This window comes from Pseudomonas frigoris (genome assembly GCF_047758635.1).
Lineage (GTDB): Bacteria > Pseudomonadota > Gammaproteobacteria > Pseudomonadales > Pseudomonadaceae > Aquipseudomonas > Aquipseudomonas frigoris.
This window is the reverse complement of sequence record NZ_CP180479.1, coordinates 754,689-768,449: the sequence shown is the minus strand read 5'-3', so window position 1 is coordinate 768,449 and position 13,761 is coordinate 754,689. Positions and strand designations below refer to the sequence as shown.

Here is a 13,761-nt window from a genome sequence, read left to right as displayed (position 1 = left end):
CGCGCCCGTGACCTTTGATGCAGCCCCTTTCCAGTCAGCGGGATAGACGGTGAGGGCGAAACCAACTCTAATTAGCTTAGTGGCGAACTGACTGCTTCGTTGAGAGTCGAAGCGGATAACTTTTTGCCTTTCCCTGTTTTATGAAGGACGCCCATGTCGCTTTTTAAAATCGCCTCCGTGGCCGCAATCGCCCTGACCCTGGGCGCCTGCCAGAGTTTGTTCCAACCCAACTACCGGACGCCGCTGGAAACCACCCGCGATGCTTCCGAACAGCTGAAACCGGGTTGCACAACACCTGACTGCCCGCTGGTGAACATCGATACGCTGCGCTTCCCGGCCGAACCGCAGTTGGACGGCATCGTCGAAAAACGCCTGCTGCAAATGACCCGCACTTCGCCCGACGCCCCGGTGGCGCCGACGCTGGCAGCGTATCGCGAGCAATTTTTGAGCAGTGCCGGCCCGCGTAACAGCAGTTACCTGCAAGCCAAGGTACGTGAGCAGCATGACGGCTTGGTGATCGTTGAATTTTCCAGCTACCTGGACACCGGCGGCGCCCATGGCACACCGGGCCGCAGCTTCATCAACTATTCGCGCCAGCAACACAAAGTGCTGACGCTGTCGGACATGTTGGTGCCGGGGCAGGAAGAGGCGTTCTGGAAAGCCGCGCAGGTGGCGCACAACAGTTGGCTGATCAGCACCAAGCTCGACCAGGAGCCAGAGTTCGTGAAGAGCTGGCCCTTCGTCAAAACCCAGAACGTGGCGCTGACGTACGGCGGGGTGATCCTCAAGTACGAAGTGAGCACCATCGCGCCTTACGCGCTGGGTCACGTCGAACTGAAGATCCCTTACCCTCGCCTGAACGGCATTATCAAACCCGAGCTGTTTCCTGGCCGTAACTGAAGGCCCGACCCAGCACGAGTTGCAGCAGCCCTGCCAGAATCAGTGACGGCAGGGTTGCGCCGATGTCCGGATACAGATTAGCCAGCAAATGATAGGTGCTCACCCCGCCCAACCAGGCGAGCAGCGCCGGCCAGCGCAATGCGGCTGACGCCACGCGAGCACCGCGTTTGCGCAGGATGAAGTGATCCACCAGCACCACGCCGAACAGCGGCGCAAACACCGAACCGATCAACAGCAGGAAGTTTTGGTACTGGGCCAATGGCGCCAGACACGCGATCAGTGTGCAGATCACGCCGATGGCCAAGGCCAGATGCTCGACTTTCAAGCGCAACAGAATTCCGCTGGACACCGCCGCCGAGTGAATATCGGCAAAGGCGTTTTCCGACTCATCCAGCAGGATCAGCAGCAGCGGAATCCCCAAACCGGCACCGGCCAATGCCAACAGCAAGGCATTCACTTCACCGCTCGGCGCGAACGCCAGGGTGTAGGCCACGCCGAGGCTCATCAGCCAGAAGTTACCGATAAAGAAGCCCAGCGCCGTACCGCCAAACACGTTTTTCGCACGCTTGCCGAAACGCGAGTAGTCGGCAATCAGTGGCAGCCAGGACAGCGGCATGGCGATGGCAATGTCGAAGCCCACGGCGAACGACATCGAACCGTCACCGGCCTGCGCCCACAACGCCGCCAGATCAGCCTTGGCGAACAGGTTCCAGGTCAGCCAGATGCACGCGGCCAGCAACAGCCAGATGCCCCATTTGCGCAGGATCTGCCGCACAAATGTCAGCGGACCACTGACGGCCAGCAAAGTCGCCAAACCACCAAAGAACACGGTCCACAGCAGCGGATTCGACAGCAGACTGCCTTCGCTGAAGGCACGCGCGCCGAGCAGGCTGGCAGCGTCGCGCATGACGATGATTTCAAACGAGCCCCAACCGATCAGTTGCAGCAGGTTCAGCACCGCCGGCAGGCTCGCACCTTTTGCACCGAGGCTGAGTTTGAGCGCGGTCATCGATGACAGGCCGGTGTCGCTGCCGATCACGCCGACCGCGGCCAGCAGCAGAACGCCGACCAGCGTGCCGAGAAAGATCGCCAGCAACGAACCGGACAGGCCCAGACCTGGTGCGAGCAAAGCGCCGGTCTGCAGGACCATCAGGCCGATGCCGAGGGAGAACCACAGGGAAAACAGATCGCGGCCGCCGAAGACACGTTTGTCTTTGGGCACCGCGATATCAGGGGAATACGTGCTGGGTTGAATGCTCAAGGGTGTTATCTCAGAGGGATAAGTGTGTCATTGAGATACTCGGTGCCTGGTCTGCCGTCTTCGCGAGCAAGCCCGCTCCCACAGGAGGAATGCATTCCAAATGTGGGAGCGGGCTTGCTCGCGAAGACGGCAGCACAGACGCCGTCAATCACAGGTCAGATCAAACCTTCTTGTACAGCTGACTGCCTTCCTGTTTGAACCGCTCGGCCTGGTCCGCCAATCCCTGGGCGACTTCGGCGTCGACGGTTTCGATGCGCTGGTTGGCCGCGTATTCGCGAACTTCCTGAGTGATCTTCATCGAACAGAATTTCGGCCCGCACATGGAGCAGAAGTGCGCGACCTTGGCCGAATCCTTCGGCAGGGTCTCATCGTGATACGAACGAGCCGTATCCGGATCAAGGCCCAGGTTGAACTGGTCTTCCCAACGGAATTCGAAACGCGCCTTGCTCAAGGCATTGTCGCGGATCTGTGCGCCCGGGTGCCCTTTTGCCAGATCGGCGGCATGCGCGGCGATCTTGTAGGTGATGATCCCGGTCTTCACGTCATCCTTGTTCGGCAGGCCCAAGTGTTCCTTCGGCGTCACGTAGCAGAGCATGGCGCAACCGAACCAGCCGATCATCGCCGCACCGATACCCGAGGTGATGTGGTCGTAGCCTGGCGCGATGTCAGTGGTCAGCGGGCCGAGGGTGTAGAACGGCGCCTCGTCGCAGCATTCCAGCTGCTTGTCCATGTTCTCTTTGATCAACTGCATCGGCACGTGGCCCGGACCTTCGATCATGCATTGCACGTCGTGCTTCCAGGCGATCTTGGTCAGCTCGCCGAGGGTTTCCAGCTCACCGAATTGTGCAGCGTCGTTGGCGTCGGCAATCGAGCCCGGACGCAGGCCATCGCCCAGCGAGAAGCTGACGTCGTAGGCCTTCATGATTTCGCAGATGTCTTCGAAATGGGTGTAGAGGAAGTTCTCTTTGTGGTGCGCCAGGCACCACTTGGCCATGATCGAACCGCCACGGGAAACGATACCCGTCACGCGTTTGGCGGTCAGCGGCACGTAGCGCAACAGCACGCCGGCGTGGATGGTGAAGTAATCGACACCCTGCTCGGCCTGTTCGATCAGCGTGTCGCGGAACAGCTCCCAGGTCAGGTCTTCCGCAGCACCGCCGACTTTTTCCAGGGCCTGATAAATCGGCACCGTACCGATCGGCACCGGCGAGTTACGGATGATCCACTCGCGGGTTTCGTGAATGTGTTTGCCGGTGGACAGGTCCATGACCGTGTCCGAACCCCAGCGAATGCCCCAGGTCAGTTTCGCCACTTCTTCTTCGATGGACGAACCCAAGGCGCTGTTGCCGATGTTGCCGTTGATCTTCACCAGGAAGTTACGGCCGATGATCATCGGTTCCAGTTCGGTGTGGTTGATGTTGGCCGGAATGATCGCGCGACCTCGGGCGATCTCTTCACGGACGAATTCGGGGGTGATGATTTTCGGCACGCTGGCGCCGAAGCTGTGACCGGCGTGTTGCTGGTCCAGCAGGCCGGCGGCGCGAGCCACTTCAAGCTTCATGTTTTCGCGGATGGCGACGTATTCCATCTCGGCGGTAATTATGCCTTTGCGGGCGTAGTGCATCTGGCTGACGTTGGCACCGGCCTTGGCCCGGCGCGGGTTGTTCACGTGAGCGAAACGCAGCTTGGTCAGCTCCGCATCGGCGAGGCGTTCCTGGCCGAAGTTGGAACTCAGACCCGGCAGGCGCTCGGTATCGCCACGGGATTCGATCCACGGCGATCGCACATCGGCCAGGCCTTTGCGCACGTCGATGATGACGTTGGGGTTGGTGTACGGGCCCGAGGTGTCATACACAACGACAGGCGCGTTGATCTCACCGCCGAAATCGGTCGGGGTCACATCAAGGCTGATTTCGCGCATCGGCACGAGGATGTCCGGGCGAGAGCCCTGAACATAGATTTTTTGCGAGCGGGTAAACGGCTGAACCGATTGCTGATCGACTTGGGCCGAATCACTCAGGTTCGTAGTGTTTTTTAGTTTTATGGTCATCACGGGCTCTCCAAACACATCCAGGCAGTGGATTTTTGTCGGAGCGAACCTGTAATCGAATGGACGCACGGGCGCTGGGAAAACCAGCAGTGCTGTGCTCAGTGCTCGAGGGGTGTTCGATTGTCGAACAACATCCCGGACGAAGCACAAGAGGACTCGCCGGGTGACGAGAAATCTTGTTCCCTACGCAGGCGCTAACCTGATCAGGTTCAACGGGATCCGAAATTATTCGATCTCAGCCTCACAGCAAGGCACCCCGACAAGAACCCGGCCAGTCTAGACACAACTGGCAAAGAACGCCAACACCGCGGTAAACACCATGATGAATGGCGTAATTACAGGATTGTTGCCGCACGTAGGCGCAACTACACTCGCTACGCCATACCGCACCTTGACGCTGTATGAGCCGCGCCGTAGCCTTGGCGCTCAAATTATCAGCGTAATTTTTTAGGGATGGCCTCATGCTGCGCAAACTCTCACTGGCCCTTGCCGTGTCTTGTGCGTCTAACGGAATGGCCTGGGCAGCAGAAGCGCCCTTATCGACCAAGAACGATCTGGTCAGCGTCTACCAGGAAGCGGTGGACAATAACGCCGACCTTGCTGCCGCCATCGCTCAATATGGCGCCCAGAAAGAAGTCGTGCCCCAGGCCCGCGCCGGGCTGCTGCCCAATCTCTCGGGCGGCGCTGAACTAGCCGCCGTGCGCACCGCGATCGATCAGCCATCGGCGACTGCCAACCGTAACGCTCATTCCTATCAAGCGACCCTGGCTCAACCGCTGTTCCGTGCTGATCGCTGGTTCCAGTTCCAGGCCGCCAAAGACGTTAACGAACAGGCTGCGTTGCAGCTCTCGGCAACCCAGCAAAACCTGATCCTGCAAACTGCCGTCAGCTACTTCGATGTCTTGCGAACCCAGGACAACCTGGCGTCAACCAAGGCCGAAGAAGCCGCGTTCAAACGCCAGCTCGATCAGTCCAACGAACGCTTCGACGTCGGACTCTCGGACAAAACTGATGTGCTGCAATCGCAAGCCAGCTACGACACTGCACGAGCCAACCGAATCGTCGCGCAGCGCCAGGTAGATGATGCGTTCGAAGCCCTGATCACCCTGACCAACCGTCAGTACAACTCGATCTGGGGCATTTCCCATACCTTGCCGATCCTGCCGCCAGCACCGAATGACGCCAAGGCCTGGGTCGATACGGCAGCCAAACAGAACCTCAATCTGCTCGCGAGCAACTACGCCGTCAGCGCCGCCGAAGAAACCCTCAAGCAGCGCAAGGCCGGCCACGCGCCCACCGTGGATGCCGTGGCGAAATACGAGAAGGGTGACAACGATGCCTTGGGCTTCAGCAACCCGAACGCCTTCGGCCAGCCATACAGTGGCAACGTCGAGCAAACGACCGTGGGCCTGCAGCTGAACATCCCGATCTATAGCGGCGGGCTGATCAACTCCCAGGTGCGCCAATCGTATGCACAGCTGGATCAGTCCGAACAGCAACGTGAATCCTTGCGCCGGCAAGTGGTGGAAAGCACCCGCAATCTGCATCGCGCGGTGAACACCGACGTCGAGCAGGTGCAGGCGCGCAAGCAGTCGATCATCTCCAACCAAAGCGCCGTGGAAGCGACCGAAATCGGTTATCAGGTGGGCACACGAAACATCGTCGACGTACTGGATGCGCAGCGTCAGCTGTACACCTCGGTGCGCAACTACAACAACACTCGCTACGACTACATCCTCGACAACCTGCGTTTGAAACAGGCCGCGGGTACCTTGAACCCGGGGGATTTGCAGGACCTGGCGCGTTACCTCAAGGCCGACTACAACCCGGATAAAGACTTCCTGCCGCCGGATCTGGCCAAGGCTGCGGCGGAACAGCTCAAAGCCAGACCGTAAAAAGCGAAAGATCGCAGCCTCGTTTCACTCGACAGCTCCTACAGGATGAATACGAATCCCGTGTAGGAGCTGTCGAGTGAAACGAGGCTGCGATCTTTTTACTCTCAAGCGATGCGGTCTAGCGGTCGATCAACCGCCCCAACCCATCCAGCAACCGCTGCAACGCGCCCTGATTGGTGCGCATCACCTTCAACCCCGCCTCCGCCATCCGCTGCGCATCCCGTGGCAACTCGAACAGCCGCTGCACCGCCAGCGCCAGACCTTCGGCATCCTCCACTTCCTGCAACGTCCCGGCACTGCGCAGTTGCGCGGCGATTTCGAGGAAGTTAAACAGGTGCGGTCCGCTCAACACCGGTTTGGCCAGCGCCGCCGGCTCCAGCAGATTGTGCCCGCCGTTCGGCACCAGACTGCCGCCAACAAAAGCGCTGTCGGCCAAGGCATACAGAAACAGCAACTCACCCATGGTGTCCCCCAGCAGCACCGACGTACCGGCGGTGACGGGTTCGCCAGTGGAACGACGGACCGTGGCGAAACCCTGCTGCCGACACAACTCGAACACCGGGTTGAAACGCTCTGGATGGCGCGGCACCAGAATCAGCAACGCATCGGGATGATTGGCCAGCAATTGACGATGAGCCGCCAGCACCACCTCGTCTTCGCCTTCATGCGTACTGGCCGCGATCCACACCGGGCGCTCCTGCGCCTGCCATTGCGCACGCAACTCGGCGGCACGCTGAAGCAGTGCCGGGTCGATGGTCAGATCAAACTTGATTGAGCCGGTCACTTCCACGGTTTGCGAACGCGCACCCAAATCGCGGAAGCGCTGCGCCTCGGCTTCGGTCTGCACCGCGAACAGGCTCATCTCGGCGAGCATCGGCTGGGTCAGTTTGCCGAAGCGGCCATAGCCCTTGGCAGAACGTTCGGACAGTCGAGCGTTCGCCAGGGCCACGGGAATCCCGCGCTTGGCGCACTGATGGATATGGTTCGGCCAGAGTTCGGTCTCCATGATCACCGCCAGTTTCGGCTGGACCCGATCAAGGAATCGCTTCGCTGCGCAAGGCAAGTCGTAAGGCAAATAGCAGTGCTGGATGCGCGGCTCATTGGCGAACAGCGCCTGAATGCGCTCCGAACCGGTCGGGGTCATGCAGGTCACGGTAATGGGCAACTGTGGATAACGTTGCAGCAAGGCGCGAATCATCGGCGCCGCGGCAATGCTTTCGCCCACCGACACCGCGTGCACCCAGATGCCGCCCGTTTTCATCGCCGGTAACCCGACGGAGAAACGTTCGCCAACGCGTTTGGCGTACGCTGGCGCCTTGCGCGCCCGCAGCCAAAGCCGAATCGCTACCAATGGCAGCCCCAGGTAAAACAGCGCGGTGTAGAGAGTTCTATTCATGGCGGCGGAGTTTATCGGCTTTTTTCACCGATCGTCTGCAAGTGCACGGCAAAACGTTCGGCCAACCAACGAGCTGCCGGACCCAGAGGTTCATCGCGGCGCCAGACCAGCTCCACCACCAGCGCTGGCGGGGTCCATTCGCTGACCAGTTCGACCATCAGATCCTGATACGCCGGGTACTGCACCACGTGGCGCGGCAGCCAGGCCCAACCGAGTCCGCGCACCAGCCATTCAGCCATCACGTAAAAACTGTCGGCCCGCCAGACTTGCGGGCTGGCGGGCTCGCTTCCGGGATAGACGCTGGACTGTGTGGACATCAGCAACTGACGATGCTGCGCCAGTTGCTGACAATCGACCTGAGCCTGTTGCGCCAGTGGGTGGCCGACGCCGCACACCGTGACCATTTCGACGCTGCCCAACACCCGCCGCTCGAGCGCTTCGGGAATCTGGTCGTGATAAAACAACAACCCCAGATCGGCCCGACGCTCCACCAGTTTGCGCGCGACATCCCCTTGGGCGGCGCTGGTCAGCTGCACTTCAAGACTGGGAAATTGTTGAGCCAGGGCCTCGAAGCTTTCGATGATCGGCTGATAGGGCATCGCCTCATCCTGGGCGACACGCAAACGGGCCTCCTGGCCGCGCATCATGGCCAGCGCCCGACCGTTAAGGCGTTCGCATTGGCGCAGCACTTCCCGCGCCTCATCCAGCAATGCGTTACCGGCCTCGGTGAGTTTCGGCTGGCGGCCGCTGCTACGGTCGAACAGGCTGACGCCCAAGTCCTCTTCCAGCAGCGCAATCGAACTGCTGACCGCCGACTGCGCCTTGCGCTGATCCCGCGCTACCGCAGAAAACGAACGCTGCTCCGCTACGCTGACAAACAGCCGTAGCTGCTCCAGATTCCATTGCGTGTTCATGGTTCAACCCATCTCCTGAACAGATAGGTAATGACTTTACCGCATCTGGAGAATCTCTAAAATGCCGACCTCAGAAAGCAACACTTCACACGAGGATGCACCTATGACCGCTTACTACTACCTGGCCATTGCCATCTGCGCCGAAGTGATCGCCACCGTTTCGATGAAAGCGGTCAAAGGTTTCAGCACGCCACTGCCGCTGATTCTGGTGATTGTCGGCTACGGCATTGCCTTCTGGATGCTCACGCTGGTGGTGCGCAGCGTTCCGGTGGGCGTGGCTTACGCGGTGTGGGCCGGTATGGGAATCGTGATGGTCAGCGTCGCGGCGCTGTTTATCTACGGGCAGAAACTGGATGTGCCGGCAATGCTGGGGATGGCGTTGATTGTGCTCGGCGTTGTCGTCATTCAGCTGTTCTCCAAAACCGCCGGCCACTAACACCCGAAACACAATCCCACTGTGGGAGCGGGCTTGCTCGCGAAAGCGGTGTGTCAGGCAACGCTGATGCCGACTGATACGGCCTCTTCGCGAGCAAGCCCGCTCCCACAGTTTTTTTGCATCCAGCCGATTGTTCACCAACAAATCCCCTCTCCGTCGAGTCTGTATACTGCGCCCTCGTCTTGAACACTGAGGTCGCTGCATGCCATCCGTTATTTCCACCGACGTTCTGATTGTCGGCGCTGGTGTCGCCGGCCTCTGGCTGAATGCGCGCCTGCGCCGCCAGGGTTTTTCGACCGTGCTGGTGGAAAGCGCCAGCCTCGGTGGCGGGCAAAGCGTGAAGTCCCAAGGCATCATCCATGGCGGCGCCAAGTACGCATTGCATGGCGCCCTGACCGGTGCCTCGGAAGCCATCGCCGACATGCCTCGCCGCTGGCGCGAAGCCCTGGCCGGTGACGGAGAACTGGACCTGACCGGCGTGCGCCTGCTGTCCGAAGCCCATTACCTCTGGTCCCCCGGCACGCTCGCTGGCAACCTCACCAGTTTCTTCGCTAGCAAAGCGGTGCGCGGCCGTGTCGATCAGGTCAAGGGCGAGCAACTGCCGCCCGCCCTGCAAGACAAGCGCTTCAAGGGCAAGGTCTATCGCCTGGCGGAACTGGTGATCGACGTGCCGAGCCTGATCCAGCGCCTGGCCGATCTGTCGGGTGATGGTTTGCTCGCCGGCCAAAAAATCGAACCGTTGCTGGAAGGTGGCGCTTTGGTCGGCCTCAAAGTCGACAAGCGCGAAATCCGCGCCCAGCGCATAGTCTTGAGCGCCGGTGCCGGTACGACAGCGCTGCTCGAAGCGCTGGGGCTGAGTCAGCCCGCCATGCAACGCCGGCCACTGCACATGATCATCGCCAAAGGTCCGGGTCTCAAACCGCTGTACGCCCACTGCCTGGGCGGCGGCACCAAGCCGCGCATTACCGTGACGACCCATCCGGCCGCCGATGGTCAATGGGTCTGGTATCTGGGCGGTGATATCGCCGAAGCCGAAGGTGTTGCCCGCAACCCCTCCGAGCAAATCGCCACGGCGCAGAAAGAACTCGGCCAGCTGCTGCCATGGATCGACCTGAGCACAGCGCAATGGGCCACTCTTCGAGTGGATCGCGCCGAGCCATTGCAATCGGGACTGACCCGTCCTGACAATGCATTCCTTGCCGAAGAAGGCCGGCTGCTGGTCGGTTGGCCAACCAAACTGGCGCTGGCTCCGGACTTTGCTGATCGCGTCATCGCGTCCTTGCAGCGCGACGGCATCCAGCCAAGCAATTCTGCCCCGCTGCCCGACCTGCCAAAACCGCCGATGGGCATCCCTGCCTGGGAGCAACTGCTGCCATGAGCCAACCCACTTTGCACGATCTGCATCGCCCGCTGGGCAGCACCGGCCTGCTGGTTTCGCCACTGGGCCTGGGCACGGTAAAACTCGGCCGCGACCAAGGCGTGAAATATCCCAACGGTTTTCAGATTCCCGATGACGACGAAGCGCGCATGCTGCTCAAACTCGCGCGCGACATGGGCATCAACCTGATCGACACTGCCCCGGCCTACGGCCGCAGCGAAGAACGCCTCGGTCCATTGCTGCGGGGTCAGCGTCAGGATTGGGTGATCGTCAGCAAGGTCGGCGAAGAGTTTGCCGACGGCCAGTCCCGTCACGACTTCAGCGCCGCTCATACCCGGCTGTCGGTGGAACGTAGTCTGCAACGGCTGGAAACGGACTTCATCGATCTGGTGCTGGTGCACTCCGACGGCAACGACCTGGCGATCCTCAACGACAGCGAAGTCTATGCGACCCTCGCGGCGTTGAAGACTGAAGGCAAGATTCGCGGCTTCGGTTTTTCCGGCAAAACCGTCGAAGGTGGTTTGAAGGCTCTGGAACAAGGTGATTGCGCGATGGTCACCTACAATCTGAACGAGCAGAACGAGAAGCCGGTCATTGACTATGCTGCTGCTCACGGTAAAGCCATTCTGGTCAAAAAAGCCCTCGCCAGCGGTCATGTTTGCCTAAGTCCGGGTGTGGACCCTGTTCGCGCCAGCTTCGAGTTGTTGTTTGAACATCCGGGTGTTGCCAGTGCTATTGTCGGGACCATTAATCCGCTGCACCTCGCCCACAACGTCGCGACCGTTGCCCAGGTCCTACGTAGAAACTGATGCCGCCCATGCGGCCTTAAGCAGGAGCCGACATGCCGCGTACGCTCATAAGAAAGAACCCGAGCAACTTCAAGACCCTGCCGTTATTCGTCGAAGCGACTCCCGAAGGCCTGAGTTATCAAAGCGTCGGGATGCCGCTCAATTTCTCCCAGACGCTGCAACGTCGCCGCCCGGTGACGGTACCCGACACACAGCGGTTTTCGCTTGAGCTGGCCAACCTCGGGGTCTCGGTGCGCCTGACCCTGCATTGGCAGAATCGCGATTACTGGGTGTTGGTGCGTCAACGTCGGCAAGACCGCGGCGACGTGGTGCTCAAACTGATCTCCGGTTACGTGCCCGCCCATGAGCTGAACCTGCCGCTGCACACCGCGATTCAGGAAATTGCCGAAGAGTGCCTGCTGGAAACCCCGGAAGGCTGGCTCGGCGGACGTTTCAACGACACCTGGCTGCCGGCGCCCTACTCATCCGCGCTGCATTATCGCGAAGCCCTGCCGTTTCGCCTGACGCCGCTGTCCGGCTCGGCGCGGCCGGTGCGTTGCGCCAAGATGCAGCTGATCGAACGCCCGCGGGCTTACGTGCATTTGCCGACGGCCTCGCTGCAATTGATCTATGACCTGCGCCTGGACGTGCCCAAGGAGGCCAAATCCCTGAGCCTGTTCCATGTCGACGAACGACTGGAAGGCGATCAACTGGTGGCCCGGCTCGATCGGAAACGTCCTGATTTGTATTTGATGCCGCTGCAGGACGGCCAACCGATGGCCGAGCTCTATACCTTGAAAAAGGATCAGCTGTACCCGGCGAGTACTCGCGGGTTGTACCTGGCAGAGAGTTTTGCCCAGCAGGAAGGCTGGCTGGTGAGGGATGAGCGGATTCGCTGGAAGGATTGGGTGCGGCAGCAGGGCTTGAGCCCGCCGGGGAAGGATTCAGGTTTGGCGCGGTTGCGTGGAAAGGCGAAGCAATTGCTGAAGAGAATCGTACCGCGCAAGAAAGTCAGCTCTTAAAGCAAAAGATCGCAGCCTCCGGCAGCTCCCAGCGGGCGCGTAGGAGCTGCCGAAGGCTGCGATCTTTTGACGTTTCGATAGCAGAGAATCAAAAAAAGATCGCAGGCTTCGCCAGCTCCTACGACTTGCGGATCTTCTCGACAATCGCGGTAGTCGAGCTGTTTTCCACCAGCCCCAGCACTTTCACCGTTCCGCCGTAAGCGGTCACGATGTCCGCGCCGACGACCTGCTCGATTCCGTAGTCCCCGCCCTTGACCAGCACATCGGGCTTGACCTCGCGCAGCAGGTTTTCCGGGGTGCCTTCAGCGAAGCTGATCACCCAATCCACGGCGCCCAGACCTGCCAGTACGGCCATGCGACGGTCGACGCTGTTGATCGGACGGCCCGGCCCTTTCAGGCGGCTGACCGACGCATCGTCGTTGACCGCGACGATCAAGCGATCGCCCTGGGCCCGCGCCTGTTCGAGGTAGGTCACGTGGCCGGCGTGCAAAATGTCGAAGCAGCCGTTGGTGAAGACAATCTTCTCTTTATGCGCACGCGCATCATCGACCGCCAGCAACAGCTGCTCAAGGCCGAGTACACCGCGCTCCGAACCTTCTTCACGCTGAATGGCGCGACGCAGTTCCGGTGCGCTGATGGCTGCCGTACCCAGTTTGCCGACCACGATGCCCGCCGCCAGGTTGGCCAACGCCACCGCGTGAGGCAGTTCTTCGCCAGCGGCAATGGCGGCCGCCAGGGTGGAAATCACCGTGTCGCCAGCACCGGTCACATCGAACACTTCACGAGCACGGGCTGGCAGGTGCAGCGCCGGATGATCCGGACGCAGCAAGGTCATGCCGTGTTCGCCGCGGGTCACCAGCAGCGCGCCGAGGTCGAGATCATGCATCAGCTGCGCGCCCTTGCTCACCAGTTCGTGCTCATCGGCGCAACCGCCGACGATGGTTTCGAACTCGCTGAGGTTCGGGGTGATCAGGCTCGCACCCCGGTAGATCGAGAAATCCTTGCCCTTGGGATCGGCCAGCACCGGAATGCCACGGGCACGTGCCGCCTGGATCAGCACCTGATGGTTTTTCAGCGCGCCTTTGCCGTAATCGGACAGCACCAGCACTTTGATGCCTTCGAGCAACTCGTCGACTTGCTCGCCCAACGCCAACGCGTCGGTGGCGAAAGGTTCTTCGAAGTCGATACGCAGCAGTTGCTGGTGACGGCTCATGACCCGCAGCTTGACGATGGTCGGCTGGTGCGCGATGCGCTGGAACAACGCCCGAACGCCAGCGCCCTTGAGGCTATTGGCCAGGCTGTCGGCAGCTTCATCGTCGCCAGTCACGCCGACCAGCGAGGCCGGTGCGCCGAGGGCGGCAATGTTCAACGCAACGTTGGCGGCACCGCCCGGGCGGTCCTCGATTTGCTCGACCTTGACTACCGGTACCGGCGCCTCAGGGGAAATCCGTGAGGTACCACCATGCCAGTAACGGTCGAGCATGACATCGCCGACCACCAAGACAGGGGCTTGATCGAATCGCGGCATGGACAACTTCATGGAGCAACCCACATACAAAATGAACAGGGGCGCGATATTAACACAGGGTTAGCGTGGGCTTGTGTGACGGCTGCAATGGGATGATTCCGCAGGGCTTTCTGCTCATTTATTGATCAGAAAATCCGACCGCGGTGCGCAGATTTATTCAGGCTTGGTCAAGAAGGGTAAAGGTCTGGATACC

At 60.6% G+C, this 13,761-nt stretch carries 11 protein-coding genes and 1 riboswitch; of the genes, 6 read left to right on the top strand and 5 right to left on the bottom strand.

Features of this window, described 5'->3' with window-relative positions; all coding sequences use genetic code 11:
* Positions 1-153 precede the first annotated feature (153 nt).
* On the top strand, positions 154-900 hold the full coding sequence (locus ACMXYH_RS03500; RefSeq protein WP_415766316.1) for an RsiV family protein: 747 nt from the start codon (positions 154-156) through the stop codon (positions 898-900).
* On the opposite strand, the gene cytX is transcribed toward ACMXYH_RS03500, so the two are convergent.
* Together cytX and thiC are read right to left on the bottom strand one after the other, a co-directional pair.
* Positions 869-2,161, bottom strand: coding sequence for a putative hydroxymethylpyrimidine transporter CytX (cytX, locus tag ACMXYH_RS03495; protein ID WP_129439036.1), 1,293 nt, complete (start codon positions 2,159-2,161; stop codon positions 869-871). The genes ACMXYH_RS03500 and cytX overlap by 32 nt on opposite strands.
* Before the next feature lie 160 nt (positions 2,162-2,321).
* Positions 2,322-4,211, bottom strand: a complete 1,890-nt coding sequence (gene thiC, locus ACMXYH_RS03490) for a phosphomethylpyrimidine synthase ThiC (RefSeq protein ID WP_415766315.1) — start codon at positions 4,209-4,211, stop codon at positions 2,322-2,324.
* Between the two features lie 163 nt (positions 4,212-4,374).
* A riboswitch (TPP riboswitch) is annotated at positions 4,375-4,480 on the bottom strand.
* A 192-nt stretch (positions 4,481-4,672) separates the two neighbouring features.
* Between thiC and ACMXYH_RS03485 the strand changes: the two genes are divergently transcribed.
* Positions 4,673-6,106 carry a TolC family outer membrane protein gene (locus tag ACMXYH_RS03485; protein ID WP_129439038.1) on the top strand — a complete coding sequence of 478 codons (1,434 nt, stop codon included), beginning with the start codon at positions 4,673-4,675 and terminating at the stop codon, positions 6,104-6,106.
* A 118-nt stretch (positions 6,107-6,224) separates the two neighbouring features.
* Here ACMXYH_RS03485 and waaA read toward each other — a convergent pair whose 3' ends face one another.
* Positions 6,225-7,502, bottom strand: a complete 1,278-nt coding sequence (gene waaA, locus ACMXYH_RS03480; protein ID WP_415766314.1) for a lipid IV(A) 3-deoxy-D-manno-octulosonic acid transferase — start codon at positions 7,500-7,502, stop codon at positions 6,225-6,227.
* Between the two features lie 11 nt (positions 7,503-7,513).
* Positions 7,514-8,416: a LysR family transcriptional regulator gene (locus ACMXYH_RS03475; RefSeq protein ID WP_134419779.1), complete on the bottom strand. Its 903-nt coding sequence runs from the start codon at positions 8,414-8,416 to the stop codon at positions 7,514-7,516.
* A gap of 103 nt (positions 8,417-8,519) precedes the next feature.
* Here ACMXYH_RS03475 and ACMXYH_RS03470 point away from each other — a divergent pair, with 103 nt between their 5' ends.
* The 4 genes from ACMXYH_RS03470 to ACMXYH_RS03455 all read left to right on the top strand — a co-directional run bounded on the left by ACMXYH_RS03470 (position 8,520) and on the right by ACMXYH_RS03455 (position 12,040).
* Positions 8,520-8,852, top strand: a complete 333-nt coding sequence (locus ACMXYH_RS03470) for a DMT family transporter (RefSeq protein WP_008027887.1) — start codon at positions 8,520-8,522, stop codon at positions 8,850-8,852.
* Between the two features lie 202 nt (positions 8,853-9,054).
* A complete protein-coding gene (locus tag ACMXYH_RS03465) occupies positions 9,055-10,230 on the top strand; it encodes an NAD(P)/FAD-dependent oxidoreductase (RefSeq protein ID WP_415766313.1) in 1,176 nt (391 codons plus the stop codon).
* Positions 10,227-11,039, top strand: a complete 813-nt coding sequence (locus ACMXYH_RS03460) for an aldo/keto reductase (RefSeq protein ID WP_129439046.1) — start codon at positions 10,227-10,229, stop codon at positions 11,037-11,039. Before ACMXYH_RS03465 ends, ACMXYH_RS03460 begins: the two co-directional genes overlap by 4 nt.
* A 32-nt stretch (positions 11,040-11,071) precedes the next feature.
* Positions 11,072-12,040, top strand: a complete 969-nt coding sequence (locus ACMXYH_RS03455) for a metal ABC transporter ATPase (protein WP_415766312.1) — start codon at positions 11,072-11,074, stop codon at positions 12,038-12,040.
* Between the two features lie 118 nt (positions 12,041-12,158).
* Here the strand turns inward: ACMXYH_RS03455 and hldE are convergent, their stop codons facing one another.
* The gene (hldE, locus tag ACMXYH_RS03450) at positions 12,159-13,580 is read right to left on the bottom strand and encodes a bifunctional D-glycero-beta-D-manno-heptose-7-phosphate kinase/D-glycero-beta-D-manno-heptose 1-phosphate adenylyltransferase HldE (protein ID WP_134419769.1); all 1,422 of its coding nucleotides are present in this window, start codon (positions 13,578-13,580) and stop codon (positions 12,159-12,161) included.
* Positions 13,581-13,761 lie beyond the last annotated feature (181 nt).

Bases quoted from the DNA above. Each gene is read 5' to 3' on its own strand.
- ACMXYH_RS03500 (WP_415766316.1), top strand. From the start codon at position 154: ATGTCGCTTTTTAAAATCGCCTCCGTGGCCGCAATCGCCCTGACCCTG.
- thiC (WP_415766315.1), bottom strand. From the start codon at position 4,211: ATGACCATAAAACTAAAAAACACTACGAACCTGAGTGATTCGGCCCAA.
- ACMXYH_RS03485 (WP_129439038.1), top strand. From the start codon at position 4,673: ATGCTGCGCAAACTCTCACTGGCCCTTGCCGTGTCTTGTGCGTCTAAC.
- waaA (WP_415766314.1), bottom strand. From the start codon at position 7,502: ATGAATAGAACTCTCTACACCGCGCTGTTTTACCTGGGGCTGCCATTG.
- ACMXYH_RS03475 (WP_134419779.1), bottom strand. From the start codon at position 8,416: ATGAACACGCAATGGAATCTGGAGCAGCTACGGCTGTTTGTCAGCGTA.
- ACMXYH_RS03470 (WP_008027887.1), top strand. From the start codon at position 8,520: ATGACCGCTTACTACTACCTGGCCATTGCCATCTGCGCCGAAGTGATC.
- ACMXYH_RS03465 (WP_415766313.1), top strand. From the start codon at position 9,055: ATGCCATCCGTTATTTCCACCGACGTTCTGATTGTCGGCGCTGGTGTC.
- ACMXYH_RS03460 (WP_129439046.1), top strand. From the start codon at position 10,227: ATGAGCCAACCCACTTTGCACGATCTGCATCGCCCGCTGGGCAGCACC.
- ACMXYH_RS03455 (WP_415766312.1), top strand. From the start codon at position 11,072: ATGCCGCGTACGCTCATAAGAAAGAACCCGAGCAACTTCAAGACCCTG.
- hldE (WP_134419769.1), bottom strand. From the start codon at position 13,580: ATGAAGTTGTCCATGCCGCGATTCGATCAAGCCCCTGTCTTGGTGGTC.